Here is a 26,344-nt window from a genome sequence, read left to right on the forward strand (position 1 = left end):
GAACACGCCACGGCCTCACCCCATGGTACGTGGCCCTGCGCGAGGCGGCTTGCGCAGGGCCACGAGTGATCATTTATGGGACGGGCTGGGAGAGGTCCTGGCGCCCTTCTTCAGGAAGCCCATGTCCTCGTAGATCGGGGTCTGGAAACCGAAGGCACCCGCGTTGACCAGGGTCTTCCTCGTTCCGACGAGCTGGGGGCGCTGATAGAGGGGCAGGGAGCCCGCCGCCGCCCAGATGCGGGAGTCGGCCTTGCGGATCAGGGCGTCGGACTCGTCCTCGTCGAGCGTGGCCGCGGCCTGGTCGAAGAGCTGGTCGACCTGGTCGGTGCCGACGCGGGTGTAGTTCTGCTCGACGTTCACGGAGCCGTCGGCGGCCGGGACCGGCTTGGCGTAGATGGGGCGGGCGTCGGTGGCGGGGAAGGCGGAGGACGGCCAGGAGTAGAGGGCGAGGTCGAACTGGCCTGCGGCGATGTGGTCCCGGAAGTAGCTCTCGTCCGGGACCGTGCTGATCTCGGTGCGGATGCCGACCTTCTCCAGCATCACCGAGATCCGGTCCGCGACGGTGCGCAGGGTGTCCGAGCCGGGGCCCGAGGGGAGCACGAAGCGCAGCGTGAGCGCCTGGCCGTCCTTGGCGAGCGGTCCGGCCACCGCGCCCGCCGGGGCGGCGGTGCCCTTGGGGGCGTAGGCGCCGGGCGCGCCGCCCTGCCTGAGGTGGTTGCCCTTGTACTGCCTGCCGTCCTGTGCGAGGTGTCTGCCGCCCTCGTCACCGGTCGTCTCGCGCTGCTTGTTCTTGTGGTCCTTGGGGTTGTCCTTGTCGTCCTCGCCCACGATGAACGTGCCGTCGTCGCCGCCCTCGGACTCGTCGGCCCCGCTGCCCTCCGGCCCGGCGGCCTTCTCGGCCTTCTTCGGCTCCTTGACGGGCCCGCCACGCACCCATCCGGCGTCCGCGAGCAGCGCCTGCGCCTCGGCCGTGTCCTGTCCGCCCAGGGCTCCGCTGCCGTCGGCGTAGGCGGCCTGGCCGGAGAGGGCGAGGTGGCTGCCGACGGGGACGGCGGGCAGGCCGAGCGGGCCGAGAGCGAGCTTGACGAGCTCCGTGCGGTCGAGGGCGCGGGCGACGGCGCGGCGCACCCGCTCGTCGGCGAGGGGGCCGCCGGAGCCGTTGAGGGCGAGCTGGGTGTACGCGGGTTCCAGGGACTTGCGGACCTCGAAGCCGCGCAGCGCGTCCTGGCTGTGCAGGTACTGCGTGACGGCCTTGCGCAGCTCCTTGTCGCCCGAGCCGAGCTCGGCGGAGTCGAGGCCGTGCGCGAGGGCCCAGGAGCGCAGCTTCTTGGCGGAGGTCCGCCCACCGCCCTGCAGGGGTGTGCCGGTGCCCTTGTCGCGGCCGGCGAGGGTGATGCGCTCGGCCTCGGAGGGGTCGACGTCGGCGATGTCCACCGTGCCGTCGGCCAGCGCGGTGGCCCGCTTGTCGCGGGGCACGGCGTGCAGCACGATCTCGGACAGCTTGGTGGGATGACCCCACCAGCGCGGATTGCGGGAGAGGACGACGTCCTTCTGCGCGGTGTCGACCTTGTCGACCTTGAAGGGTCCGGCGGTGACCTTGAGCTTGCGGCGCGCCCCGTCGTTGAAGGCGTCCGGGGTGCCCATGACGTCCTTCGGGTACAGCGGCGAGAACAGCGACTTCCAGTCGGCGTAGGGACGGTTGAAGGTGACCCGGACCTCAAGGTCGTTTGCGCCGCGTTCGATCTTGGCGATGCGGTCGTAGCCCGCGTTGCGGGCGGTCCAGTAGCCGGTGTCCGTGCCGGACAGGGCGCGCCACTGGGCGGCGAAGTCGGCGGCGCCGATCTCGCGTCCGTCGCTCCAGACGGCCTGCTGGTTGAGCTTGTAGAGCACGACCTGGCGCGGCTCGGTCTCGATGACCTTGGCGGACTCCAGGTAGTCGGGATTGCGGACCGGGCGCCCGTCGCGGTCGAGGCGGAACATCGACGGGAGGACGGCCTGGGCGACCCGGGAGGTGCCGGCGTCGGCGTCGGCCTGGAAGGCGTTGAGGGTCTCCGGGACGGCGTCCACGGCCCAGCGCAGCGTGCCGCCGTCCGCGACCAGGTTCCGGGCCACCGGGGCGATGTCCTGTCCGGCCAGCGGGCGGTCCGCGTCGTCGTCCGAGCTGCAGCCCGCGAGGGCGGGAACCGCGAGCGCGCCAGCGGTGAGGAAGACGACCGAGCGCATGACCGCGCGCAGTCCGACGCCGTCGTGGGACATCTCTGCTACCTCCGGGGAGCCCGGTGACACGGGTGTGGTCTGTTCACATTTGGCGGTATTTTGGTGCTGATCAGATCTACGGACCCACTGAAGAGGAAAGGGTTCGCCTGCCGGGGGCGACACGGCGGCGGGGGCTCCCAAGCCCACCCGTGCGGCGCAACACGCGCCCCGGCGCACACAGAGCGCGCGTGCGGGCGTGCGGTGGAGGCGCGCAATCCGCCAATCGCTGCACATGCCTTCACATCAGCCGGTGTGACGCGCAACACTCGCAGGCGCATGAACGTTGCCGCCTTGGACCACGAAGTCCGCGGAAGTGAGGTCACGTCATGTCCGTGCACGACGAACTGACGACAGTTCAGCGGTGCCTCGACGACCTGTTCCGGTCGCTTGGGCGCCTGGAGCAGCAGATGGGGAGCGGCGGGCTCGACATACGCCGCGTCCACGCCGACGCCGACCACCTGCGCGAGAGCGTGGCGCTGCTGCGCGCGGCGGCCACCACCCGGACGGCCGCGTCATCCCGGCGCCCTGATCTTGTGACGATCTCCGACGCCCCGTACGACAACACCATGTGGAGGGGCGCCGAGGACGAGGGCCTCGGCGCGCAGCACGGCCCCGATCACTGAGTACCCGCGGTCGGCGCGCTCCCTGAACCAAGGACCGGCCGACCACGCCTCTACCGCTACTTCAAGGAGTGGACCTGTTGACCACTGGTACGGAACCGTTCCTCGACACCGGAGTAGCACAGGCCTTTCCGGCGGCACGCCCCGAACGGTCTTGGGCGCACTGGTCGTCCCCCGCGGCCGGAGGCCGCTGATGGATTGCTGCCGCAACCGGGCGGCGACACGGATCCTGTCCGTGGTCCGGCCCCGGAAGGGCGGAGTCCCTCACGGCCCGGACCGCGCACACCAGACGCCAGCCGAGATCGCCGGAGGTCCTGCAAGCAGATGACGCATTCATCACTCGATCAGGGGACCTCGGGCGGCGTACACACCGGTACGCGCGCCGCGATCGACGCCCCGCATCTGCGGACCGACCGCTGGTGGCTGGCCCCGGCCGTCACCGCGGCCGGTCTGTTCGCCTTCGTCGTCTACTCGACCTGGCGGGCCTTCGCCAACGCTTACTACTACGCGGCGCCGTACGTCTCGCCCTTCTACTCGCCCTGCCTGGCGGAGAACTGCCGGACGATGCACGCGGGCCCCAACGCCGATCTCTTCGGCAGCTGGTGGGCGATCTCCCCCGCGATCATCATCCTGATCTTCCCGCTCGGCTTCCGCCTGACCTGCTACTACTACCGCAAGGCCTACTACCGCAGCTTCTGGGCGTCCCCGCCCGCCTGCGCGGTGGCCGAGCCGCACAGGAAGTACACCGGCGAGACCCGTTTCCCGCTGATCCTGCAGAACGTCCACCGGTACTTCTTCTACGCCGCCCTGCTGGTGGCCGGGGTGCTCACCTACGACACGGTGCTGTCCTTCCGCGACGAGCACTACCGCTGGGGCCACATGGGCCTGGGCACCCTGGTCTTCCTGCTCAACATCGTGCTGATCTGGGCGTACACGATCTCCTGCCACTCGTGCCGGCACATCGTCGGCGGGAAGCTGAAGCACTTCTCGAAGCATCCCGTGCGCTACCGGGCGTGGCAGTTCGTCGGGCGGTTGAACGCCCGTCATATGCAACTGGCCTGGGCATCCCTGGTGAGCGTGGCGCTCGCCGACTTCTACGTGTACCTGGTCGCGTCCGGTGTCTTCGACGATCCGAGGTTTTTCTGATGCCCGTGGTGGACCGGCAGGAGTGGGACGTCGTCGTGGTCGGGGCCGGCGGCGCCGGGCTGCGGGCCGCGATCGAGGCACGGGAGCGGGGCGCCCGTACGGCGGTGATCTGCAAGTCGCTGTTCGGCAAGGCGCACACCGTGATGGCCGAGGGCGGCATCGCGGCGGCGATGGCCAACGTCAACGAGCACGACAACTGGCAGGTCCACTTTCGCGACACCATGCGCGGAGGCAAGTTCCTCAACCAGTGGCGGATGGCCGAGCTGCACGCGCGGGAGGCCCCGGACCGGGTGTGGGAGCTGGAGACCTGGGGCGCGCTGTTCGACCGCACGAAGGACGGGAAGATCTCCCAGCGGAACTTCGGCGGCCACGAGTACCCGCGCCTGGCCCACGTCGGCGACCGTACGGGCCTGGAGCTGATCCGCACCCTCCAGCAGAAGATCGTCTCGCTCCAGCAGGAGGACAAGAGGGAGACCGGTGACTACGAGTCCCGGCTGAAGGTCTTCCAGGAGTGCACGGTCACCCGGGTCCTGAAGGACGGCTCGCGCGTCAGCGGCGTCTTCGCGTACGAGCGCGAGACCGGCCGGTTCTTCGTGCTGGAAGCCCCGGCCGTGGTGATCGCGACGGGCGGCATCGGCAAGTCCTTCAAGGTCACGTCGAACTCGTGGGAGTACACGGGCGACGGCCACGCCCTCGCCCTGCTCGCCGGGGCGCCGCTGCTGAACATGGAGTTCGTGCAGTTCCATCCGACGGGCATGGTCTGGCCCCCGTCGGTGAAGGGCATCCTGGTCACCGAGTCGGTGCGCGGCGACGGCGGGGTGCTCAGGAACTCCGAGGGCAAGCGGTTCATGTTCGACTACATCCCCGACGTCTTCAAGGAGAAATACGCAGAGTCGGAGGAGGAGGGCGACCGCTGGTACGACGACCCGGACAACAACCGGCGCCCTCCCGAGCTGCTCCCCCGCGACGAGGTGGCGCGGGCCATCAACTCCGAGGTCAAGGCGGGCCGCGGCTCCCCGCACGGCGGGGTCTTCCTGGACGTGTCGACGCGTATGCCCGCCGAGGTCATCCGGCGCCGGCTGCCGTCGATGTACCACCAGTTCAAGGAGCTGGCGGACGTCGACATCACGGCCGAGGCGATGGAGGTCGGGCCGACCTGCCACTACGTGATGGGCGGCATCGCGGTCGAGTCCGACACCGCGGCGGCGCGCGGGGTGCCCGGCCTGTACGCGGCCGGTGAGGTCGCGGGCGGTATGCACGGCTCCAACCGGCTCGGCGGCAACTCGCTCTCCGACCTGCTGGTCTTCGGGCGCCGCGCGGGCCGGCACGCGGCCGAGTACGCGGCGGGGCTCGCGGGCGGACGGCCGCCGGTGGACGACGCCCAGATCGACACGGCGGCCGCGGAGGCGCTGCGGCCGTTCTCGGCGGAGGGACCGGCACCGGGTGAGGAGGAGGGCCGTCCGCCGGAGAACCCGTACGCCCTCCACCAGGAACTCCAGCAGACCATGAACGACCTCGTCGGCATCATCCGCCGCGAGGGCGAGATGGCCCAGGCCCTGGAGAAGCTCGCGGAGCTGCGCGTACGGGCGCGCCGGGCCGGTGTGGAGGGGCACCGCCAGTTCAACCCCGGCTGGCACCTCGCGCTGGACCTGCGGAACATGCTGCTGGTCAGCGAGTGCGTGGCGCGGGCCGCGCTGGAACGCACGGAGTCCCGCGGCGGGCACACCCGCGAGGACCACCCGACGATGGACCGCCGGTGGCGCCGGCTGAATCTGCTGTGCCGGCTCGCCGACCCGACCGGCGGCCTGGCGGCGACCGACCCGGTCCAGGGCCAGATCGACCTCACCCGCGAGACCACCGAACCCATCCGCCCGGACCTGCTCGTCCTCTTCGACAAGGAGGAGCTGGTCAAGTACCTCGCCGAAGAGGAGCTCTACGAGTGAGCAGCTACGAGGCCCGCTTCAAGGTGTGGCGGGGCGACGCCGGGGGCGGCGGCCTGGAGGACTTCAAGGTCGAGGTGAACGACGGCGAGGTGGTGCTCGACATCATCCACCGCCTCCAGGCCACCCAGGCGCCCGACCTCGCGGTGCGCTGGAACTGCAAGGCGGGCAAGTGCGGTTCGTGCTCGGCGGAGATCAACGGGCGGCCGCGTCTGATGTGCATGACCCGCATGTCGGTGTTCGACCGCGCGGAGACGATCACCGTCACACCCATGCGTACCTTCCCGGTGATCCGCGACCTGGTGACGGATGTCGGCTTCAACTACCTGAAGGCCAGGGAGGTTCCGGCGTTCGCGCCGCCCGCCGGGCTCGGTCCCGGCGAGTACCGGATGATGCAGGAGGACGTGGACCGGTCGCAGGAGTTCCGCAAGTGCATCGAGTGCTTCCTGTGCCAGGACACCTGCCACGTGGTGCGTGACCACGAGGAGAACAAGAAGGCGTTCGCCGGACCGCGTTTCCTGATGCGGGTGGCCGAGCTGGACATGCACCCGCTGGACGCGGCGGAGGAGACCGGCCTGGACCGCAAGAGCACGGCCCAGGAGGAACACGGCCTCGGCTACTGCAACATCACCAAGTGCTGCACGGAGGTGTGTCCGGAGGGGATCAGGATCACGGACAACGCGCTGATCCCGCTCAAGGAACGGGCCGTCGACCGCAAGTACGACCCCTTGGTGTGGCTGGGGTCGAAGATCGGGAGGCGGTCTACCTAGGCGCTGCCGAAGGGGTGCGGCCGGGGCGCTGGGCGAGGAGCTGGATCAAGCTCCCCACGAAGAACACGCCCCAGCCGCACCAGGCGATGGCCTCGCGCAGGCCGCTGGGGGGTTCCGAGGAGCCCCAGGGCCCGACGAAGAGGAACACACCCATGCCGATCCCGCTGGTCAGCGTCCCGTAGCCCCACAGCTTCGGCCGCAGGACACGCTTGCGGCCGAGTGGCATCACCCAGCCGGTCGTGACGCTCGCGATCCCGGACGCCAGGAGGAGCGCCACGGCCAGAACGGCCGCCCCCACCAAGTACGTGTGCATGGCGATCATCGTCCCACCAGAGCCAGGGCCTGCGCCAGATTGTGTTCCGAGATCGCCCGCATCACCTCCGGCTGCGGGAAGTCCCCGTCGAGCAGCCGCAGCGGTCCGGCGACGAGGTCGAGGTGCATGGCCAGCCGGTACAGACGCAGCCGGGACTCGTCGAGCCCGGGACCGCGGAGCACGTCGTACGCGGGGCCGAAGCGGAACCGCAGGAAAACGTGCTCCCACTCGGCGTCGAAGTACATCAGCCCCTCGATGTCGATGAGCACCGGGTCACCGCCGGTGTCCACGAGGACGTGGTCCGGGCCGAGTTCGCCGTGGACGAGGCTGTGCTGGGCGCGCGGCCGGACCTCCGCGGCCAGCGACCGCACGGTCTCCTCCAGCGCGTCGCGGGCCTCGGCGATCCGCTCGTCCCGTACGGCGGTCTCGGCGATGCCGGCCAGCGCCCGGTCGGTGACGAGCCGCTCGCACGGACCGCCGTACGAGGAGCCGCCGTTGTCGACCACGGCGACCTTGCCGTGGCCGGGGGCCGTGCAGGCCCGCATGGTCTCCAGCGCCTCGGCCAGGCGCCGCAGAGCGGGGCGGGCCGCCTCGGGGTCCCGGTCGAGCGCCTCCTCCAGGCTGCCTCCCCGGACGTCCTCGACCACGGCCGCGCCCGCGGCGGTGTCCACGTGGAGCAGCCGGGGCGTGCGGACTCCGAGGGCGGACAGCCGTGCGTGCGACGCCGTGAACAGGTCGAGGCCGGAGGCGTGCGAGAACGGGTCGCGGGGGTCGGTGTCCGGCAGGTCCCAGTAGTCCTCGTCGGGAGACCAGACGTAGGCGACGGCCGTGGTCGCGTCGTCGAAGGTGAGGCGGTACACCCCCTTCTTGGAGCCGCCGCGCAGCCGGGTGACGGCGCAGAGCGTGCGGGCCGGACCGGCGGCGGCGCGGGCGAGCGGGGTGAGTTCGGCGGCGGTCAGCTGACGGCGTGTACGGGTCACCCCACCCAGTCTTCCTGGTAGGCCGTCCAGTCGTCCTCCGTCGCCGCGAAGTCCACGTACAGCGCCACGCCGAAGCGGGTGCGGTCCGCGTCCGTGCGGGACAGGCCCAGGCGTACGCCGCGCACGGCGGCCGGGACGGTCTCGGCGCGCGCCCAGTGGCCGAAGCGGTTCTCGTGGTAGAAGGGCAGGCCCATGAGGAGGTCGGTGGAGTGCGGGGTGACCTCCAGTGCGAGGCTGGTCTGCTGGGCGACGTAGCCGCCGTACAGGCTCTCCAGCGGCTGCATGGTGTCGTACGACATCACGGCGATCTGGTCGACGCGGCGGGCCACCTGCCCGAAGTACGCCTGCGACCACCACTTGGGGTGGCCGGTGGTCGTACCCCAGAAGGAGTGGAAGGCGGGCAGCGGGTCGATCTGGTGGGCGGCGACGGAGAGCAGGGCGCCGTGTGCGCGGGTGACGCGGCGCAGGTCGTCGAGGAGGGAGAGGTAGTCCCGGTCGCCGGAGTGGAGGGGCTCCAGGTCGAAGTGGGCGCCCTCGAAGCCGGCGGTGAGGATCCGGCGGGTGGAACGGACGACGGCGGCGCGGGTCTGTGCGCGTTCCAGCCTCAAACCGTCGGGTGACTCGCTGGCGAGCTTGTCGCCGAGCCAGGCCTGGACGCGGACTCCGGGGAGTTCCCGGTGCACCGCGGCGATCAGCCAACGGGCCTTCGGACAGGCCGACCCGGGGAGCGTGCCGTCGTGCTCCAGGGGGCCCGAGTGGACGTACAGGTCCCGGATGCCCGTGCCGCGCAGGCGGCGGGCGAGGGCCTCGACGTCGGCGTCGTCCTTGCGGCCGTCGACCCAGGCGTGACCGAGCCAGATCGCGTCCCTGTTCCTGGTGTACGTGCCGTCCGCCGGGTCACCGGCGTAGTTCACCCGGAGCGCGGTCCCGGCGGCGAGCAACGGCAGGAGGACGACGAGAACCAGCCCGAGCACCACGCGCCGCGCCCACTTGAGCCGCGTACGGCGCCGGCCGCCGGGTGCGGCCGCCGGAACGTCCTCGGACGCCTTCCCCGCTCCGCCCGGAGGGTCGGCCCCTTCCTCCCGGGCACGAGGAGACCCGCCCGGGACACCGGCTCCCGTCACGGCTTCCTCGTCCCGGCCGACGGCCGCCTCCGCCGCGCCGCGAAGGGCCCCGGCCCGGACGCCGGACGCGCTCTCTCCGGCCCCGGCCTCCCCCGCCCGGGCGGCGGACTCGCTCATCCCGGACGCGGACTGCTCCTCCCCGGCCAGGACCGCGTCGCCCGAACTCTCGGCCACTCCCGCACGGGCGGCGGGGCCGGTCTCCCCGGTCGCGGTCTCGGAGGTGCCGTTCTCTCCGGACCGTGCTGTTCGCTCCTCGGCCCCCATCGGTCCGGTGTCCATTCCGTACCCCCTGTCCCGTGGTCCCCCGCACGCATCCACCCCGGTCGCGGAGGCGGTTACCTGCCCATACGCTCCGAAATGTGACGCCATCCTCGACCCGGCGCCGGCCCAGGCATGCCAAGTCGCACATAGCCGTGCGGGTGGCACACGCCCTGCTGGGCTGTGTGGTCGGAATCCTGTGGCTGGTGTTGCCGGTGATGACGATCAGGGCCGAAGATCCGGTTCCCATGGCGCGGGTCACCGCCGCGCCGGAGGAGGGCGGGACCTCGCCCACCGATCTGGTCCTGCCGTTGGCCGTCGTGGCCGTGGCGGCCGTGCTGGCAGGGTACGGCTATCTGCGGCGCACCCGGCGGGCCCGGAGCCGTACGACACCCGGCGTGGTGTCCGCACAGCCGCCCGCGCCCTCGGTGCACGACTTCGAACGCCAGGCGCGGACCTCGCTCGTCGAGGCGGACGACAGTGTGCGGACGAGCCGGGAGGAACTCGCCTTCGCCGAGGCGCGGTTCGGGGCGGCAGCCGTGGAGCCGTTCGCCCAGGCCCTGCGCGCGGCGGAGACCGAACTCGCGGCCGCGTTCGCCATATGGCGGCGGTTCGAGCGGGGCGCTCCGGGGGACGAGACGGCCCGGCGGCAGGCGCTGGTCGGAATCGTGGGGCGGTGCGCCGAGGCCGGGCGGCGGCTGGACGCGGAGGCGGCCGGGTTCGATCAACTGCGGTCGCTGGAAGCGGGGGTGGGCGAGGCCCTGCGCATCGCCGAGGGGCGGTTCCGGGAACTGACCGGGCGCACGGCGGACGCCCAGGCGGCGCTCGCCGAGCTGGGCGGGCGCTACACGCCGTCGGCCACCGCTTCCGTCACCGGATACGTCGAGCAGGCCAAGGACCGGCTCGTGTTCGCCACGTCCCAGCTCAACCGGGCCCGCCAGGCCGACGATTCCGGGGACGGCGAGCGGGCGGCCCGCGCGCTGCGCGCGGCCGAGGGGGCCGTGGCCCAGGCGGGCGTCCTCGTGTCCGGGGTGGAACGGCTGGCCGGGGACCTGAAGACGGCGGCGGAACTGGTGCCGGCCGCGCTGACGGGCGGCGAGGTGGAGATCGCGGAGGCTCGCAAGCGGCCGGCAGGCACCTCCGCGCCGCTCCTCCCCGATGGCGAGCTCCGGGCCCGCGTCGCCCACGCCGACGTCGCCCTGGCCGCCGTACGGGAAGAGCTGACCGGCGGGCCGTACGACCCGGTGGACGCCCTGCGGCGGATCTCGGGGACCGTCGGACTGCTGGGCGTGGGACGCGCCGGTGTCATGGCGCGGGCGGCCCGGTTCACCGCCGACGGTGCCGTGTCCGCAGCTTCGGACTTCGTCGCCACGCACCGGGGCGCGGTGGGGGCCGAGGCCCGCACGCTCCTGGCGGAGGCGGAACGGCTCCTCGCCGCGGACGCCGGGGACTACGCGGCCGCCGACGCCCTCGCCCGTGAGGCCCGCGAACTGGCGGAGCGGGACGTCCGCGAGCGCGGGAACCCGTACGACGGCGCCGCCGAGCACGCGAACGGGCTGGCCGGGGCCGTCCTCGGCGGGATCCTGCTCGGCGAGGAGGCCGACGGCGGTCCCCCGGTGAGCTTCGGCGGTCCGGAGACCCGGGCCCGCCGCACGCTCTCCCAGGGGTAGCCGGGCGGGGTCAGAACAGGCTCAGCAACGCCTCCGCGGGGTCCGTCAGGCCGTTCTCCCCGTCCGGCAGCGGGAGTTCGAACCAGACCGTCTTGCCGCGCGGTGTGCGCCGGGAGCCCCAGGCCGCGCTGCGGAGGCCGACGAGCTGGAGGCCGCGACCGCCCTCGTCCGTGTCGCGGGCGCGACGGCGCCGCGGCTGGACCAGGCCGGAGTCCCAGACCTCGCAGACCAGGGTGCGGTCCAGCAGGAGCCTGAGTCTGATCTCGCCCTCGCCGTAGCGCAGGGCGTTGGTCACCAGCTCGCTGACCAGGAGCTCCGCGGTGTCGACCAGCGGCTCCAGGTCCCAGCTGACCAGCTGGCCGCGAGCGTACTCACGGGCACGGCCCACACTGCGTGGCTCGCGCGGCAGCGCCCAGTCGCCGACGGAGTCGGTCGGCAGGCCCTGGACCCGGGCCATGAGCAGGGCGATGTCGTCCTCGCCGTGGTGGGTGTCGAGGGTGTTGAGGACGTGGTCGCACACGTCCTCCAGCGGGCTGGCCGGATCCGTGAGCGCTCCTACGAACGCCTGGAGACCCTCGTCCAGGGGGTGGTCCCGGGATTCGACCAGGCCGTCCGTGTAGAGGGCCAGCAGGGCTCCCTCGGGGAGTTCGACCTCCACCTCCTCGAAGGGCTCTCCGCCCACGCCGAGCGGCATGCCCGGGGGTACGTCCAGCATCAGCGCCGCCTCGCCCGGTTCCACCAGCACCGGCGGCAGATGGCCGGCGTTGGCGAACGTGCAGCGCCGGGTCACCGAGTCGTACACGGCGTACACGCACGTCGCCAGGTAGACCTCCGAGAGGTCCGCGTCCCGGGGCTGGCGGGCCGTGCGGGTCGCCTGCTGGACGCCGCCGGGCGTGCCCAGCCCGCGCGCGATCTCGTCCAACGCCGAGAGGACTTCGGCCGGTTCCAGGTCGAGCAGCGCCAGTGTGCGGACGGCCGTGCGGAGTTCGCCCATCGCCACCGCGGCGCGCAGGCCCCGGCCCATGACGTCGCCCACCACCAGCGCCGTGCGGTGGCCGGGAAGTTCGATCACGTCGAACCAGTCGCCGCCGACCTCCGTCGCCGCGTTGCCGGGCAGGTAGCGGCACGCGATGTCCAGGCCGGACGCCTCGGGGTCGCCGGGCGGGAGCAGGGACCGTTGCAGTATCAGCGCGCGCTCGTGCTCACGGCGGTACAGGCGGGCGTTGTCGATGCACACGGCGGCGCGCGCGGCCAGTTCCACGGCGAGGTCACGGTCGCGGTCGCCGAACGGCTCGCTGCCCTTCGTCCGGGAGAACTGGGCGAGCCCCACGACCGTGTCGTGGGCGACCATCGGGACGGCCAGCGTGGACTGGACGAGGGCGCCCTCCTCGGCGGGCACGTTCTGCGGGCGGGCGGTGCGCAGGGCGTCCGCGCAGGGCGAGTTGAAGGGGTAGTGGTGGACCGCGCCGACGGCGACCGGTGCGCCGCCGCCGACGAACGGGGCGTCGGAGACCGCGCTGGCGAAGGCGACGCGGCGCAGTTCCGCGCTGCCGTCGGCCAGTCCGGGCGGGGTCTCGTCGCCCGCCAGGAGGCCCTGGTAGAGGTCGACGGTGGCCAGGTCGCAGAATCCGGGGACGACGACGTCCAGGAGCTCGCGGGCCGTCGTCTCCAGGTCCAGGGAGTTGCCTATGCGGGCGCCCGCCTCGTTGAGAAGGGCGAGATTTCGCCGTGCGGCCGCGGCCTCGCGGGCGGCCGCGCGGCGAGCAGTGATGTCGGTACCGAGCCAGGCGATACCGATGGGACGACCGGTGCCGCTGTGCACGCGGTAGAGGTTGATGGACCAGTGCCGACGCTCGTCGGAGCCGGGCACGAAGCCGGTGACGTGCATGTCCGTGATGGAGTTGCCGGTCTCCAGGACCCGGCGCAGCGTGGCCGCGACCCGTTCCGCCTCGCCGCGCGGCAGATAGTCGTGGACTCCCTTGCCCCGGTGGTCGTCCGGTGTCCCACCGAAGATGGACGCGAACCGCATGTTGGCGCGGCGAACCCGCAGGTCGGCGTCGATCAGCAGGAAGCCGAAAGGGGATTGACCGAATATCGCCTGAGAGGCCGCCAGGTCGGTCTCGATGCTGCGCAGGGTCCGGACGTCGACCACGATGCAGACGGCGGCCTTCTCGCCCTCCGCGGTGCGCGTGGGCATGACGTAGACCTCGGCGAGCCCCTCCTCGCCGCACTCGCCCTCCGCCGTGTCCGGGATCCGGAAGGGGACCACCCCGGTCCACTCGCGCCCGTCCAGGATCTCGGCCATTTTGCGCTGGCTGCGCTCCCGCAGGTCGGGGTCGACGAAGGCCTCGATGGGGTCCATGCCCACGGCGCGCTCGGCGGGAATTCCGAAGAGCTGCTCGGCGCGCAGGCTCCACTGGTCGACGAGGCCGCCGGGGCTGATGGAGAAGGACGCGACCTTGATGTAGTCGTACATGGAGCCGGGCGGGCTGCTCTGCCACATCGCGTCGCCGGGGGCCGCGGCGGATTCCCCGCCCTCCGCCCTCGCGCCGTCCGACGGGTCCTCGGACTCCGTGGCCTTCGCTGGTATCTCGCTCACGCGAACCGTCCCCTCCAGCTCACCGCGTCCGGCACCGGTCACCGGGGGCGGCTGCCCGCAGTATCCAGCACTACGGCGCCGCACAACACGGTGTTCACGATCACAGCTCGGTCCCAGCGGTTTTCGGACCGGGCCGCGACAACACTCCCAGTCTTCTAACCAGGGAACACGCCCTCGAATCACGCACTCCGGCAACCGTCGCCGACCCATGCGGTTCCATGGACGGCGTGAGGGGGGTTGTACAGCGACGGCGCCCGTTTCATCCGGGGACCGAGAGCTCGAACCAGACCGTCTTTCCGTTGTCCCCGGGCCGTGTTCCCCAGCGGCGCGAGGAGCTGGCGACCAACTGGAGGCCGCGGCCGCTCTCGTCCTCGGGGTGGACGACGCGCTCGCGCGGGGGGTCCGGGAGCGGGTCCGAGACCTCGACCAGGAGGGTGTCCCCGAGGCCGGTGGGGCGTACGAGACGTACACCGATGGGGCCGGTGGCGTGCCGGAGGGAGTTGGTCACCAACTCGCTGACCAGCAGCGACGTCATGTCGGCGAGGGGCTCCAGCCCCCAGCCACGCAACTGGTCGCAGACCGCCGCACGGGCGGTGCGTACGGCGCCGGGGTCCGCGGGAAAGGTCCACTTGGCAGAGTGACCTTCGGTGTCGATCACGCCTGATCACTTCCCAGGCAAGCAAGCCCACCCATGTCCGATTTCATGGGGTTAATGGGCACATACCCGGTATCCGCGGGCCAGTACCGCCCGGAGGGGCGCACTGTGGCACGAACGGCGTACGGAGTCCTCGGCGCACTTCGATCCGTGGACGGCCCGGCCGTCCACCGCACGGGCGGGTCTCGGCCGCCTACAGCAGGGCCGCGACCTGTCGTACGGCGGCGACGTCCTGGTCGAGCCAGTCCACGTCCCAGACCTCGCCGGGGGTGAGCCAGCGCAGGGCGTCGTGGTCCTGGAGGGGCTCCGGGTCGGTGGAGCCGGGGCACAGGCGGGCGGTCCACACGTGCAGCACGTACGGCGGTTTCAGGGGCCACTCCCCCGGGACGCGCTCGACGGCCTCGGTCTCGACGCCGAGTTCCTCGCGCAGCTCGCGCACCAGGGCGGCCTCGGAGGTCTCGCCGGGTTCCACCTTGCCGCCGGGCAGTTCCCAGCGGCCGGCCAGCTCGGGGGGCGCGCTCCGGCGTGCGGCGAGCAGTCGCGCTCCGTCGAGCAGGGCGGCTCCCACCACCACGATCCGTTCCGTCATGCGGGGGAGCCTACGGGAGCGCGGACGGGGTCAGTTGCGCGTGCCGTCGCCGTTGTGCGTGATGCGCTCGACCCAGTAGAGCTGCTTGTGTCCGCGGTCGTCGAGGCTGTCGGCGATCTTCTGCGCCTCGGCCCGGGTCGCATACCTGCCCACGCGATAGCGATTGCCGTTGTCGTCCTGCCGTATCACGAGCCAGGGAAGAGAGACCGTCCCTTCACTCATGGAGCCCCACCCCTCCGCTTCCCATGGACCCGCCCTCCGGGGAAACCGCAATCCGCATATGCCCGAGCGTACGCCTAACATTTACGCAGCGAACACGGCTTTTCACAAAGAGGTACGCAACCAGCCAGAACCCCGGGGGCGCACGGTGACGAATGCGCCGTCCGCACACCCGGTGCCTCCGGTCGGCGGCACACCAGGGGCAGCGGGGACCACCTGCGAAAACGGCCGGATTCCAACGGCCCGGAGCAGAACGCCGATCGGGGCGGCGACGGGGGCAATTACCCCAAGGGTGTGCGCTACTTCACCGGCAGGTGGTACGCGGCACGGTAGCGGTCGGCGGGGATCACCACGTCGGCGGTCTCCACCGGGCGGCCGGAGGCGTAGTAGGTGCGCTGGATGACGAGGACGACATGTCCGGGGACACCGCCCAGGACGTGCAGTTCCTCGGCAAGGCCGGGCCGGGCGCCGACCTCCTCGGTGACGTTGTCGACGATGACGTCGATGGCGCGCATGCGCTCGACGACGCCCATGCCGCCGAGCGGGCCCTCCTCGGGCAGCATCACGGGCGTGCGGCCCGTGACGGCCAGGGGCTCCCAGGAGGTGGAGAGCATCATCGGCTCACCGGCGTCCCGGTAGAGGTACTTGGTGCACATCACGCGGTCGCCGGGGCGGATGCCGAGCCGGTCGGCGATGGCGCCGCCCGCCTCGGCCTGCCGGCTGCTGGACTCCCAGGTGCCGCGCGCGGCGGCGTCGGACTGTTCCTGCCGGAACGGCGTGGCGCCGCCGACCGGGCGGAATCCGGAGCGGGCCACCCGCCGGGGCACGGGCCGCTCGCGCACATACGTCCCCGAGCCGGAGCGGCCCTCCACCAGACCCTCGGCCATCAGCACCTTGCGGGCCTCGAGCGCGACGGTGTCGGAGACGCCGTACTCCTCGCGGATGCGGGCCTGGGACGGGAGCCGGGTGTGAGGCGGCAGTGAACCGTCGACGATCTTCTTGCGGAGATCACCCGCGACACGCAGGTACGCCGGCTGCTCACCGAAAGTCACTGGCCGCTCCCATCAGATTGTACAGACAGCAACAGCCTGGCAACCGTGGGTGGTGCCATGCAAGCAAAGGCCAGAGAATCACTCGATGTGATTACTTGCTTCTGGGGAGGCCTTTACGCAGGCACTTTCTCCCCGTTATGGCCGCCGTCACACCTCCATTCCGCCGCCGTCTCCCCCGCTGCCGGAACCGCCGCCTCCGTCGCCGTCGGACGGCGGGGTCGTGGCCAGGCCCAGAGCTTTGCGCGCGGTGACCGTCTTGTTCCGGTCGAGCAGCTTGAAGCCCTTGTCGTAGTGCGCGTAGAAGGCGTCGGCGTCGGAGGCCGCCGCGGCCTCGGCCCACTCGGCCCGGGACCTGTCGAGCAGCGCGGCCAGGGCGGCGACCGGCTTCCTCGCGCCCGCCGGCCACCGGTGGCCGCGCAGCATCCCGGCCTGTTCGGCGAGGGCCTTCTCGACCCGGGCCGCCCATGCCTTGTGGCCGGGCAGGTCGTCCTCGACGTACTCCGTGTCGGGCACAGTGTCCATGGCCGCGTTGAGCAGGTGAGCCGCCTTCAGATACGCGACCTGGTCGGCGTCGAGGACCGTCCCGTCGTTGCGGAGCGATCCGGTCAGGGTCCTGCCCTCGCTGGTGTTGCCGAACACGCAGGTGACCTCGCGGTCGCCCCGGCTCCAACTGCCCGGGGTGGGCGTGAGGTAGTAGACGTCGACGTCGCCGGGCAGGGCCCAGCCGTCCATCGCGTAGCTGTCCCGGAGTCCGTAGCAGCGCTTGTCGGCGGTGTCCGTGACCGAGTCGTCGCCCGGGTAGGAACGGCCCGTCAGCTCGAAGGAGGCGAACACCTCGCCGTCGTGCTCCCGGTCGCAGGAGACCTTGTCGACGTCGTCCGTCTCACCCGTCAGCGAGCCACCCGGCGTGTTGAAGCACTCACCCTTGGCCAGCGAGAGGCTCGCGCCGCCGCGCGCGCCCTCCTTGAACCCGTCCCAGAAGTCGGCCGCCCCGCCAGTGGCCAGCGCCAGTGCCCACAGCGCGAGCCCGACGCCGGACAGCACCGAGCCCCCGACGGCCATGCCCCTGCCGCGCTCGCCGCGCTTCTTGATCTGGCTCAGCGCGATCAGCCCGAGGACGAGTCCCACGCCCGGCAGGAAGCAGAGGATCCCGAGGACGAGGGCGGCGATGGCGAGCCCGTTGACGGCCGCCGGGCGGTTGAAGGGGCTGTACCCCTGGGACCAGGGCTGGTACGGCGGCCCGTAGGGGCCGTAGGGACCCTGCGGATACGGCGGGTACTGGCCTTCGGGCTGGTGCGGGCCGGGGGGCGGGGGTATGGACACGGGTACCGTGCTCCTGGGTCGGGCGGCGGCAACACTGAACTGATGTGCGACTGGGCGCATCGTAAGCGCGCCGTGGGCCGGGCGGGAATGCGGGTCGCGAGTGCGACGGTCGCCGCGGTGAACGGACCGGCCGCACGCTGGGCGGGAGCCGCGGAGGGCGGCACGGTGTTCTCGGCGGCGGAGGTGTGGCCGCTGCCGGCCTTCCCGGCCGACGGGGCCGAGGGCACGGCACGGGCCTGGCCGGCGAAGGCGCTCGGCGTACCGGCCGGGCAGGCGGCACGTGTCGTACGGGAGTTGCCTGCCTCGGTGGACGTCATGCCCGGTCTGCACTCCGCTCTCGGCCCGGGGACGGACCGTGCGCCGGAACCGCGGGAGGAGTGGGGGGCAGGACTGCCCCCGGAGTCGCACGGTGTGCTCACCCACGACCTCGTCGCCGCCCTGCAGGCGCTGGACGCCTGGGCGGCGAGGCGGACGGGCGGGCCGATCGAGCGCATGCCGCTCGAGCTCACGGCTCCGCCGCCGACACCCGCTCCACGCGCACGGCCCGGGCGTCCGCGTCGGCCATGACGGCACGGCCCTCGTCGGTGAGCCGGGCCTCCAGGACGTTCCTGCGCCACCCGTGCGCGGCGCGCTGGATCGGGCACGGTCCTGACGGCTCTTCAGGGTCGTGTGCATGGCCGGAGGGGCGGCACCGCACAGCCGGGCGAGGGCCACCGCGCTGATGCCGGGGTTACCGCGGGACACCGACCCCCGCCTGCGACCTGAGCGGAGCCAAGGAGAGGAAGGCGTCCGCCCGGAGACGGCCCACGGCGCGCTCTGGGCCGCGCAGAACGCCGGCGGCACGATCAGCCGCCGACCGGCTGTCGCCGGACGGCCGGTCGGCCCGTCCGGAACGGCGGTTCACCGATCCCGCGCTGCAGAACCCGGCCACGCCTGTCCGCGACCGGGAACACCTGCTGGTCGTACGGCCTCAGTCCGGAAATTTCGACAAGTCCGACAAGGGCGGGCCGATGGGGCCCGGACCGACCGAGTCGCCGCTCACCGTGGCGCGGGCGGACAAGATCCGGCGCCCCGTCGGGTCACTCGTCGAAGGCGGTGGCCCGGGTGCGCTTCTCCCAGGCGGCGATGTCGTTGCGCACGGCGTCGAGCTGATCGAGCACCGCGCTCACCGAGTCGTCGCCCAGGGGCAGATGCAGCGGGGGCTCGTCCGAGTCGATCGCGGCGACGATAAGCGCCCCCGCCCAGGCCCGGGCGCCGGGCTGTCTGCCTCCGCCCTCGCAGACGACTCCCCGGGGGGCGGGCACCCTGGCGTAGACGCGGCTGTCGGTGCTCACGCCCGCCCGGTCCGTGTCGAACAGCGACGTCCGGAACGCTCCCGGCTCCACGATCAGCACCCTGATCCCGAACTCCCGCACCTCGTCGGCGAGCGCCTCGGACATGCCCTCCAGGGCGAACTTCGTCCCGCTGTAGGCCGAGAAGCCCGCGAACGACATCTGCCCGCCCATGCTGCTCATCTGCACGATCGCGCCCGACCGCCGCTCGCGCATGTGCGGCAGGACCGCCCGGACCAGCGCCGCCGGGCCGAAGACATGCAGATCGAAGAGGGCGCGGAGTTCGTCGTCGGTGGTCTCCTCGAAGGCGCCGACATGGGTGCGGCCCGCGTTGTTCACCAGCACATCGACCCTTCCGTGCCGCTCCACCACGCCCCGTACGGCCGGTTCGATCGTGGCGATGTCGGTGACGTCCAGGCGCAGCGACTCCATCTGTCCGGGGTGATCGGCGACCAGGTCGTCCAGCATCCCGGGGCGGCGGGCAGCGCCGACGACGGTGTCGCCGGCCGAGAGCGCCGCCTCGGTGATCGCGCGGCCGAACCCGCTGCTCGCGCCGGTGATCAGCCATACCCTGCTCATCGGACGGTTTCCTTCCCTCCGGCGCCCTGTTGCCCCGGAACCCGTCAACCACTTTTGCCCGAAGGGGAGTTCCGGTCCAACGGGTTTCCCGCCCGGTTCACCTCACCGGCCTACTGCTCCACAGCGCCAGCAGCACCCGCTCCGGCTGTTCGCCGCGGGCCAGCAGCCGGGCCGCCCAGGACCAGGTCTCCGGGGGCAGGCCGTGGTCGGTGACCAGGCGGTAGAGCGTGGGACCCGGACCGGGCAGCATCAGCAGCTCGCCGAGCAGGCGGGCCTCGTCCGGCGGCGCCCCGGTGGCGAGGACGAGGTCCAGCGCGTCGGAGCCGTACCGCTCGACCAGGGCGAGCCCGTCGTCCCCCGCCGCCAGCAGCCAGGGAGTGAGCCGGCCGGCGCGGGCGCCGTGCTTCTCGCGCTGCTCGACCAGCAGGCGCAGCACACGTGTCCCGGAGCGGCCCGCGAGCAGGGGCAGCCAGCGCGGACCCCACACGGTGACCACCTCGGCGGCGCCCGGCAGCCGCTGTTCGACGACCGCGGCGGTCACCATGACCCGGGGCCCGAACCGGGCGCCCACGGACAGCACAGACTCCATCGAGCGTGCCGCCAACTCGTGGGTCAGCGGGCTCAGTTCGGCGAGCATTCGACGCTGTTCCGGGCTGAGCCCGAACCGGTCGGCGAACTGCTGGGCAACGACTCCGAGGCCCTCGCGCAACAGGGTGCGCAGGGCGAGGGGCGGGTCCGCGGAGGCCAGGATCAGCGGGAGTTCGCGGCGGGCGCGCGGGTCGACGGTGCCCCCGGGTTCGGCGGCGTGCAGGCGTAGCAGGGCCAGGCGCTGCTCATGGCTGCCCAGGCCGGCCAGCAGGGGCAGCAGGACCGGGTCGGCGGCCAGCGCGGCGGCCGTACCGGGCGCGGCACCGGGGCCGAGGACGGCCGTGGTGACCCGCTGGGTCAGCCGGGGTCCGTCGACGGCCCAGTCACGGATCTTCGCGGGGCGCTCGACGACGTTGCCGAGGACCCAGTCGAGGTCTCTGCCGCGCTCCAGCTGCCAGCGGGACCAGGCGACGGCGGCGGCCGTGCCGAGCGGATGTGTCTGCTCGGCACGCTCGTACCCGCGTTCCTGGAAGGCGGCCACGACGTCGGTCAGGGAGCGGCCGATGCCGTCCGCGTACCCCTTGAGCAGGCTCAACGCCCGCTGGTCCAGACCCAGTTCGTTGGCGTTGCGCAGTCCGTCGGTGCCGTAGCGGGCGAGGGCCTCCTCGGTGTCGGGGAACGCGGCGACGATCTCGGCGATCTCCAGGTCGCCCTGTTCGGCCAGCCAGCGGGCGGCCAGCACCGGGTGGGCGCAGATCACCGGCCAGTCGGCGGGCGCGGTGCCGAGCAGCGCGCGGACGGTGTCGTGCCCGGTGGCCCGCGCATCGGCCGCGATCCGCAGCAGCACCCGGGCGTCCACCTCCCCGGCCGGGTCCTGGTCCACGACCTGTACCCAGCCGAGGCCCAGCAGTCCCAGGTGCTCGGGCTGGCGCAGACCGTCCAGCAGGCGCCGCCACATCTGGGGGGTGTAGCGGGAGAGCAGGTCGAGGTCGTCGCCCTGGAGGTGCGGCCGGAGCAGGCCGAACAGCTCCGGGTCCTCCAGCCGGGTGGCGAGGAACTGGAGGCTGGGCGCGGGGATCTGGGAGAGCAGGGAGACCAGTGCGTCGTCCATGCCGGTGACCGCGTCCGCCAGCCGTTCCGGCGGCACTTCGCGCACGGCGGTGCACAGCCGTCCGTGGAGGCCGACGCGGCGGATGCCGGCCCGCTCCCGCAGGGCGTCGTCCATCTGCAGCCCGTCCGGGCCGATCTCCCGGCGCGGATCGAAGACATCGGCGAGCCGTGCGGCCACCGGCAGCAGCCGGCGGGCGGCCTCCTCGTACAGGTCCTCCTCCGCCGGGCCGAGCAGAGCCGACATCAGGCAGTCCCGGAAGACCGACCGGGGCACGCCGGACAGGGCGGTGACCAGGCGGCGCATGCCCACCTCGTCGAGCAGCCTGCTCTGTTTGCGCAGGCCGGGGGCGTTCTGCCGGTGGCGCACGGCCACCAGAAGCTCGGTGTTGGTGCCGAAGCAGTCCGCCATCCGGTCCAGCAGCATCGCGCGCTCACGCGGCCGCATGCCCCGCTCGACGCCGTCGAACTTGAGCGTCCAGCCGCCGGCGAAGGTGCGGCGGCGCATCGCCTGGCCGCCCTTGCCGTCCAGGATCTCCTCGGAGTACGCGTCCATGTCACGGTCGGTGAAGTACGGCAGCTGGTCGGCGCGCACACCCGCGATCTTCGGCGGGACCAGGGACATGTCCTCGGGGTCGACCTGTTCGACCCGCCCGCCGCGCACCCGCTGGAGCTCGCGCAGCGAGGGCGCGCCCATGCGGCCCGCGACCACCAGCCGGGCGCGCGGGGCGGCCGAGGCGGCCTTGCCGGCCAGGCCGACCAGTTCGTCGGGCCGTACGAGGACCCAGCCCGCGCCGGACAGGAGGGTGGCGCCGCGGGTGCTGAGCCGCCGGCTGTCGAAGGCGGCCAGGGCGATCACCTTCGGACCGTGCTCGTGCAGCAGGCCCAGTCGCAGCGCCTCCGGATTGACGGCCAGCCGTTCGCCACCGCTGAACTGGGCCGCGTCGTCGTACACCAGCAGCGCCGCGGCCTCGGCGAAGTCGGCGCGGGCGCGCGACTGCTCCTCCAGGCGGGCGGCGCGGGCGAGGGTGTCGGCGAGCCGGCCGGGGCGCAGCGCGGGGACGCGCTGGAAGCCCGCCGCGGCCAGGTAGCCGCCGAGGTCGGCCGGGCCGTCCACCGAGCCCCAGGCGCCGGGTGGCAGCCCGCAGGCCATCCAGCCGGCCAGCCGGGTGAGGGCACGGACCTGGACCTCGCGCCAGTGGGCCAGGGCCTCCTGGCCGGTGGCCGCGGTCGGCAGGTCGCCGCCGAGGAGCAGCGCGCTGGGCAGGGACATGCCCTGGGCGCCGGGCATCCGGCCCTCGAAGGGCAGATAGCCGTGCCTGCCGATGCCGGCCAGCATCAGCGCGCCGGAGTTGACCACGAGGTGGTCCGGGGACAGCTCGATCGGGACGTATCCCTCGCGTGCCATGTCGTCCAGGGCCCGGCCGAGCGGCACCAGGGTGCGCAGCGCCCCGGCGGGCGTCCAGCGGTGTCCGGCGGCCAGCATCGCGTCCAGGTCGTCGCGTTCGCGCAGCGCGTGCAGCGGCTTGGAGGAGTCGCCCGGCGCCCAGGCGGTGATCAAAGCGGGCGGCAGCCCGGGGTGGTCCACGATGTCGAGGAGCGCGGGTGTGACGGGGTTCCCGGCGGCGAGCAGCGCGGCGGCCTGGCCGCGCCGGCTGCGGTTGGGGAACAGCCGCAGCGCCCCGTACACGTCGGCGTCCTCGTCCTTGACCAGCCGGGTGGCGCGGACCGCGGCCGCCCCGGCCGACCTCAGGTGTCCCGGCCGCAGTTGCACGGTGTGCGGTTCCCAGAAGCGCCCGGAGCGGCCGGGGATGCGGGTGAGGAGGCGGCCGAGCGTGGTACCGGAGTCGGTCACGACGCCTCCCCAAGTCCGCGCAGCGCCGACTGCAGCACCGTCGCGTCGCGGGCGCGGGCCAGGTCGATGCGGACGCGGTCGACGGTGGCCAGGCGGAACTTCCTGGAGGACAGGCAGGTCGTCAGCGCGTTGGTGAGCACGGGGCCGTAGTTGAGTGAGGTCAGGTACCTGCGGGCAGGGGCGCTGGCCTCGAACTCGTCGGCGTACAGCTGGCGGTACTGCTGTTCGGTGAGCCGGTTCAGGGCGGCGGCGTGCGCGAGGGTGGCGCCGAGCATGTAGATGTCGAACCGCACGGACGCCTCGGACATCTCGCCGGGGTCGTCGGAGCCCTCGCGGCCGGGAGGCGCGTACGCCTGGGTGGTCGTGTCGATCCGGCCGCCGATGCGGACGGCGGCGTCGTAGTCGATCAGGACATAGCGGGCCGGCGGGCCCAGCACGAGGATGTTCTCCGGCTTGATGTCGGCGTGGATCCAGCCCTTGGACGAGGCCTTCCCGGTGTGCCGCTCGGCGTGCAGGGCCGCGAGGGTGTTGCACAACTGCTCCGCGAGATCGAGGAGTTCGTCCTCCGTGAAGCGTCGGTTCTCCTGTTTCCTGGTCCGGATCTCGTCCTTCAGGGTGAAGGAGGTACCGCCGCGCTGCCCGATGAACTGCTGTACCAGGAAGCTCTCGTCGGGCGGGTCGGGATGGCGTCCGGCGGTGACCAGCGACGGCGAGGGCTGCGACTCGACGGTGATGACGACCGGGCACTGCTGGGTGAGCTGGGTGGCCTGCCGGACGGCCCGCAGCCCCTGCTCCCGCTGCCGCCGCTGCTCCGCCAGCGCGCGCTGCACCTGGCGCGGATCGTCGAGTGCGGTCTCCGACCACCACATGCCCTTGATCACGACGTCTCCGCCCGACCAGCGGTCCTCGGCGAGCACGATGTAGCCCTGGCCCGCCTTGGCCACCAGCCCGCGGGTCACGAACCGCCCGTCCACACCGAACTCGGCCGGGATCCACGCCTTGCGCCGCGAGCCGCGCTCGTCGGCGTGCTCGGCGTACTCCCAGTAAGGCACGAACCCGCTCACCCGCCACCCCCGAAGCTGATCCGCAGCCGTACCGTGCCCGGTCCCAGCTGGAGTTCGTCGCCGTCCTCCAGCGCGTACGGCATCGCCGTGGCGAGCCGGCCCGTGCGGGGCCGGCCCAGAGTGTCCGTGTCCGGGTTGAGGAACGTGACGTTCTGGTGCGGCTCCGGCACGTGCTCGGCCAGCGGCATCCCGTCGTCGTCGAGGAAGATCCGCAGATGGGTGCGGGAGATCTCGGCCGCCTCGTCCCGGCCCAGGCCCTCGGTCACGTCGGTGACACCGGGGCGGCTGCGCGAGGCCCGGCCCAGTGTCAGACCGCCCTCGGCCGGTACGGCGATGACGTGCCTGAAGGTGTACCCGTGCTGGACGGCCACCTGGACGGGGCCGGTGACCGGACCGTCGGGCAGGGCCGGTTCGGCCACGATCTCGACGGCCTCGTAACCGCAGGAGCGGCAGTACCAGCGGGCGCCGTCCTTGTTGACCTGCCGCGGCAGCAGCACCTCGCCGCCCCGCCGGCAGGCCTCGGCGTCGGAGGTGCACCGGAAGCGTTCCTCGGCGTCCCGGCTGAGCAGACCGGCCTTGGCCCGCTTGCGCTGCCAGTCCCGCTCGATCTCCTCCTCGGTGGCCACCCCGAGCTGTCGCGGACTGAACAGGATCCGGCCGCGTATCCGGCGCACGCTCCACACCCGTGAGTCGTTGCCCTGCAGCCAGGGGTGCTCGCGGCGTGCGTAGCGGAAGTTGTCGCTGGAGACGATGGCGGCGTCGAACTGCTTGGCGAGCGCGAGGATCCGGTCGTCGGCGTCGCCCTGGTGGACCTCCAGCCACTGGGCGCGCTCGGCCTGTTCGACGAGGTGCCGGTCGCCGAGGACGGGCCGGACACTCGCGTCCACGACCGCGAGGGCACCGGCCTCCGGATGCTCCCGCAGCCAGGCGTCGCGCACGTCGACGACCCGGGCGAACGGCCAGGGACGCTGCCTGGTCGCGGCCACGTTCGACGCGTCGATGATCACTCCGGGAACGCTCACGACGCACCCCGGCGGAAGGACGGGGGCTGGGTGGGGGCGTCGGGACCGTCGGCACCGGAGCCGGTGCCGGAGCCGGAGCCGCCGTACGAGCCCGTGGCGCCGTACGCGCGGTAGCCGCCGTAGGCACCACCGGTGTCGTCCTCGTCGTCGTCCAGACTCCGGGTGCGGCGCCGGGCACGGATCTCGTCCGGCATCTCCACCGGGATGGGCTGGAACCAGTCGCTCTTGTTGCGTGTGGAACTGCGGCTGGAGGTCGCCCTGGACTCGTTCATCACGTCCTTCTCCTGCATCCCCTCGCGCAGTCCGCCCGCCGACTGCTGGAACACGGCGGCGAGGTCGGGGTCGGGGATGCGGCGGGCGCGCTCCGCGCCCTCCTCGAAGATCCGTTCGCGTTCGGCCCGCGAACCGGCCGCGTCCGCGAGCCGGCTGATCTCCCGTTCCAGGTCGACCGCGGCCACCTCGCGCTCGTAGTCGGGCCGGATGTTCTGCGCCAGCGGGTTGTTGACCGTCGGCAGGCTGAGGGAGCCCGGCTCCAGTGCCCTGGCGCCGGCACCGGATCCGATGCGTCCGGTCGCCTTCAGGACCGGGATCGGTCCGGCGCTGACCCGCTCGGGCGCACGGATCCTCAGGGCGTAGCGCGGCTGGCCTTCGAGGCCCTCGCCGATGGCGCCGAGGGCGAGCCGGACCTCGCTGGGGCGCCTGCCGCCACCGTCGGAGAGGACGCCGTCGAGCCGCCGCCGGACGGGGTCGAGCTGATAGACGCCGAGGACCTGGAAGTGCGGGTTGATCTCCAGGGACAGTTCGCCGCTGCCCGCGACGACGTGCCTGCCGTACGCGGCGAAGCGCGCCGTGATCTGCTTCATCGCCTCGGCGGCGGTGGCCCGGGAGGCCACGTGCTCGGTCATCCCGGTGGGCGCCAGCCGCTCCAGCAGCCCGTAGTCGGCGCCCGCGCCGATGCCGATGACGTCGGTGTGCAGCTCGCGGTCGGCCGCCTGCCGGGCGAGGGCGGCGAGCCGCCCGGGATCGGTCTCGCCGTAGTTGGGCAGCCCGTCGCTGAGCAGCACGACCCGGCGGGAGCCCGCCCGCTGCTGCTCCAGCTGCTCGTACGCCCGCTGCAGGGCGCCCTCGATGTTGGTCCAGCGGCGCTCGTCCTCGACGTTGCCGTTCCACCGGCCCTTGCGCCGCAGCTCGTCGGCGGTGCCGGAGAAGCGCACACCGGCGTGCTGCGCGAAGGTGATCACCACGACCCGCGCGCCCGGCGGCAGCGCGGCCGCCCGCGCGCGC

20 protein-coding genes and 1 pseudogene are annotated in these 26,344 nt (G+C 72.7%); 6 read left to right on the plus strand and 15 right to left on the minus strand.

The features are described 5' to 3' along the window. Positions 1–69: 69 nt before the first annotated feature. Positions 70–2,256: an ABC transporter family substrate-binding protein gene (locus ACFW2E_RS05785; RefSeq protein ID WP_384461958.1), complete on the minus strand. Its 2,187-nt coding sequence runs from the start codon at positions 2,254–2,256 to the stop codon at positions 70–72. 326 nt (positions 2,257–2,582) lie between these two features. Here ACFW2E_RS05785 and ACFW2E_RS05790 point away from each other — a divergent pair, with 326 nt between their 5' ends. The 4 genes from ACFW2E_RS05790 (at position 2,583) to ACFW2E_RS05805 (ending at position 6,732) form a co-directional block, all read left to right on the plus strand. Beyond that, entirely contained in the window at positions 2,583–2,879 is a 297-nt protein-coding gene (locus ACFW2E_RS05790) for a hypothetical protein (protein ID WP_384461961.1), read from the plus strand. 321 nt (positions 2,880–3,200) lie between these two features. Continuing rightward, positions 3,201–4,022, plus strand: a complete 822-nt coding sequence (locus tag ACFW2E_RS05795) for a hypothetical protein (RefSeq protein ID WP_384461964.1) — start codon at positions 3,201–3,203, stop codon at positions 4,020–4,022. After that, entirely contained in the window at positions 4,022–5,965 is a 1,944-nt protein-coding gene (locus ACFW2E_RS05800; RefSeq protein WP_384461967.1) for a fumarate reductase/succinate dehydrogenase flavoprotein subunit, read from the plus strand. Before ACFW2E_RS05795 ends, ACFW2E_RS05800 begins: the two co-directional genes overlap by 1 nt. Beyond that, the gene (locus ACFW2E_RS05805; RefSeq protein ID WP_384461969.1) at positions 5,962–6,732 is read left to right on the plus strand and encodes a succinate dehydrogenase/fumarate reductase iron-sulfur subunit; all 771 of its coding nucleotides are present in this window, start codon (positions 5,962–5,964) and stop codon (positions 6,730–6,732) included. The genes ACFW2E_RS05800 and ACFW2E_RS05805 overlap by 4 nt, the downstream gene beginning before the upstream one ends. On the opposite strand, the gene ACFW2E_RS05810 is transcribed toward ACFW2E_RS05805, so the two are convergent. The 3 genes from ACFW2E_RS05810 to ACFW2E_RS05820 are packed head-to-tail and all read right to left on the minus strand — an operon-like array spanning position 6,725 to position 9,428. Next, the gene (locus tag ACFW2E_RS05810; RefSeq protein ID WP_384461972.1) at positions 6,725–7,045 is read right to left on the minus strand and encodes a hypothetical protein; all 321 of its coding nucleotides are present in this window, start codon (positions 7,043–7,045) and stop codon (positions 6,725–6,727) included. The genes ACFW2E_RS05805 and ACFW2E_RS05810 overlap by 8 nt on opposite strands. Positions 7,046–7,050: 5 nt before the next feature. Continuing rightward, positions 7,051–8,025 (minus strand): phosphotransferase, encoded by a 975-nt coding sequence (locus ACFW2E_RS05815; protein WP_384461975.1) that lies wholly within the window; start codon positions 8,023–8,025, stop codon positions 7,051–7,053. Next, positions 8,022–9,428 carry a hypothetical protein gene (locus ACFW2E_RS05820; protein ID WP_384461978.1) on the minus strand — a complete coding sequence of 469 codons (1,407 nt, stop codon included), beginning with the start codon at positions 9,426–9,428 and terminating at the stop codon, positions 8,022–8,024. Before ACFW2E_RS05820 ends, ACFW2E_RS05815 begins: the two co-directional genes overlap by 4 nt. An 80-nt stretch (positions 9,429–9,508) precedes the next feature. Between ACFW2E_RS05820 and ACFW2E_RS05825 the strand changes: the two genes are divergently transcribed. Further along, on the plus strand, positions 9,509–11,077 hold the full coding sequence (locus ACFW2E_RS05825) for a hypothetical protein (RefSeq protein ID WP_384461981.1): 1,569 nt from the start codon (positions 9,509–9,511) through the stop codon (positions 11,075–11,077). A 10-nt stretch (positions 11,078–11,087) separates the two neighbouring features. Here the strand turns inward: ACFW2E_RS05825 and ACFW2E_RS05830 are convergent, their stop codons facing one another. From ACFW2E_RS05830 to ACFW2E_RS05855, 6 genes and pseudogenes are all read right to left on the minus strand, one after another. Continuing rightward, entirely contained in the window at positions 11,088–13,676 is a 2,589-nt protein-coding gene (locus ACFW2E_RS05830; protein WP_384461984.1) for a SpoIIE family protein phosphatase, read from the minus strand. A gap of 259 nt (positions 13,677–13,935) precedes the next feature. Beyond that, positions 13,936–14,365: pseudogene (locus tag ACFW2E_RS05835) on the minus strand (ATP-binding protein). A gap of 159 nt (positions 14,366–14,524) precedes the next feature. Continuing rightward, positions 14,525–14,920 carry a (deoxy)nucleoside triphosphate pyrophosphohydrolase gene (locus ACFW2E_RS05840; protein ID WP_384461987.1) on the minus strand — a complete coding sequence of 132 codons (396 nt, stop codon included), beginning with the start codon at positions 14,918–14,920 and terminating at the stop codon, positions 14,525–14,527. 30 nt (positions 14,921–14,950) lie between these two features. Beyond that, positions 14,951–15,142, minus strand: coding sequence for an SPOR domain-containing protein (locus tag ACFW2E_RS05845; RefSeq protein WP_384461990.1), 192 nt, complete (start codon positions 15,140–15,142; stop codon positions 14,951–14,953). Between the two features lie 296 nt (positions 15,143–15,438). Then, complete coding sequence (locus tag ACFW2E_RS05850; RefSeq protein WP_384461993.1) at positions 15,439–16,191, minus strand: GntR family transcriptional regulator; 753 nt, start codon at positions 16,189–16,191, stop codon at positions 15,439–15,441. Between the two features lie 147 nt (positions 16,192–16,338). Beyond that, positions 16,339–17,514 carry a DUF4190 domain-containing protein gene (locus ACFW2E_RS05855; RefSeq protein ID WP_384461996.1) on the minus strand — a complete coding sequence of 392 codons (1,176 nt, stop codon included), beginning with the start codon at positions 17,512–17,514 and terminating at the stop codon, positions 16,339–16,341. Between the two features lie 117 nt (positions 17,515–17,631). Between ACFW2E_RS05855 and ACFW2E_RS05860 the strand changes: the two genes are divergently transcribed. Then, positions 17,632–18,081, plus strand: coding sequence for a hypothetical protein (locus ACFW2E_RS05860; RefSeq protein ID WP_384461999.1), 450 nt, complete (start codon positions 17,632–17,634; stop codon positions 18,079–18,081). Positions 18,082–18,593: 512 nt separating this feature from the next. On the opposite strand, the gene ACFW2E_RS05865 is transcribed toward ACFW2E_RS05860, so the two are convergent. The 5 genes from ACFW2E_RS05865 to ACFW2E_RS05885 form a co-directional block, all read right to left on the minus strand. Further along, positions 18,594–19,424: an SDR family NAD(P)-dependent oxidoreductase gene (locus ACFW2E_RS05865; protein WP_384462002.1), complete on the minus strand. Its 831-nt coding sequence runs from the start codon at positions 19,422–19,424 to the stop codon at positions 18,594–18,596. Positions 19,425–19,521: 97 nt separating this feature from the next. Then, complete coding sequence (locus ACFW2E_RS05870; RefSeq protein ID WP_384462005.1) at positions 19,522–22,974, minus strand: hypothetical protein; 3,453 nt, start codon at positions 22,972–22,974, stop codon at positions 19,522–19,524. Then, positions 22,971–24,038 carry a hypothetical protein gene (locus ACFW2E_RS05875; protein WP_384462008.1) on the minus strand — a complete coding sequence of 356 codons (1,068 nt, stop codon included), beginning with the start codon at positions 24,036–24,038 and terminating at the stop codon, positions 22,971–22,973. The genes ACFW2E_RS05870 and ACFW2E_RS05875 overlap by 4 nt, the downstream gene beginning before the upstream one ends. Then, entirely contained in the window at positions 24,035–25,060 is a 1,026-nt protein-coding gene (locus ACFW2E_RS05880) for a hypothetical protein (protein WP_384462011.1), read from the minus strand. Before ACFW2E_RS05880 ends, ACFW2E_RS05875 begins: the two co-directional genes overlap by 4 nt. Beyond that, a partial coding sequence (locus ACFW2E_RS05885) for a VWA domain-containing protein (RefSeq protein WP_384462014.1) occupies positions 25,057–26,344 on the minus strand: 1,288 nt, incomplete at its 5' end. The genes ACFW2E_RS05885 and ACFW2E_RS05880, both read right to left, overlap by 4 nt.

Source organism: Streptomyces sp. NPDC058964 (assembly GCF_042741275.1).
Classification (GTDB): Bacteria; Actinomycetota; Actinomycetes; order Streptomycetales; family Streptomycetaceae; genus Streptomyces.

Bases quoted from the DNA above. Each gene is read 5' to 3' on its own strand.
- ACFW2E_RS05785 (WP_384461958.1), bottom strand. From the start codon at position 2,256: ATGTCCCACGACGGCGTCGGACTGCGCGCGGTCATGCGCTCGGTCGTC.
- ACFW2E_RS05795 (WP_384461964.1), top strand. From the start codon at position 3,201: ATGACGCATTCATCACTCGATCAGGGGACCTCGGGCGGCGTACACACC.
- ACFW2E_RS05800 (WP_384461967.1), top strand. From the start codon at position 4,022: ATGCCCGTGGTGGACCGGCAGGAGTGGGACGTCGTCGTGGTCGGGGCC.
- ACFW2E_RS05810 (WP_384461972.1), bottom strand. From the start codon at position 7,045: ATGCACACGTACTTGGTGGGGGCGGCCGTTCTGGCCGTGGCGCTCCTC.
- ACFW2E_RS05820 (WP_384461978.1), bottom strand. From the start codon at position 9,428: ATGGACACCGGACCGATGGGGGCCGAGGAGCGAACAGCACGGTCCGGA.
- ACFW2E_RS05790 (WP_384461961.1), top strand. From the start codon at position 2,583: ATGTCCGTGCACGACGAACTGACGACAGTTCAGCGGTGCCTCGACGAC.
- ACFW2E_RS05865 (WP_384462002.1), bottom strand. From the start codon at position 19,424: ATGAGCAGGGTATGGCTGATCACCGGCGCGAGCAGCGGGTTCGGCCGC.
- ACFW2E_RS05845 (WP_384461990.1), bottom strand. From the start codon at position 15,142: ATGAGTGAAGGGACGGTCTCTCTTCCCTGGCTCGTGATACGGCAGGAC.
- ACFW2E_RS05840 (WP_384461987.1), bottom strand. From the start codon at position 14,920: ATGACGGAACGGATCGTGGTGGTGGGAGCCGCCCTGCTCGACGGAGCG.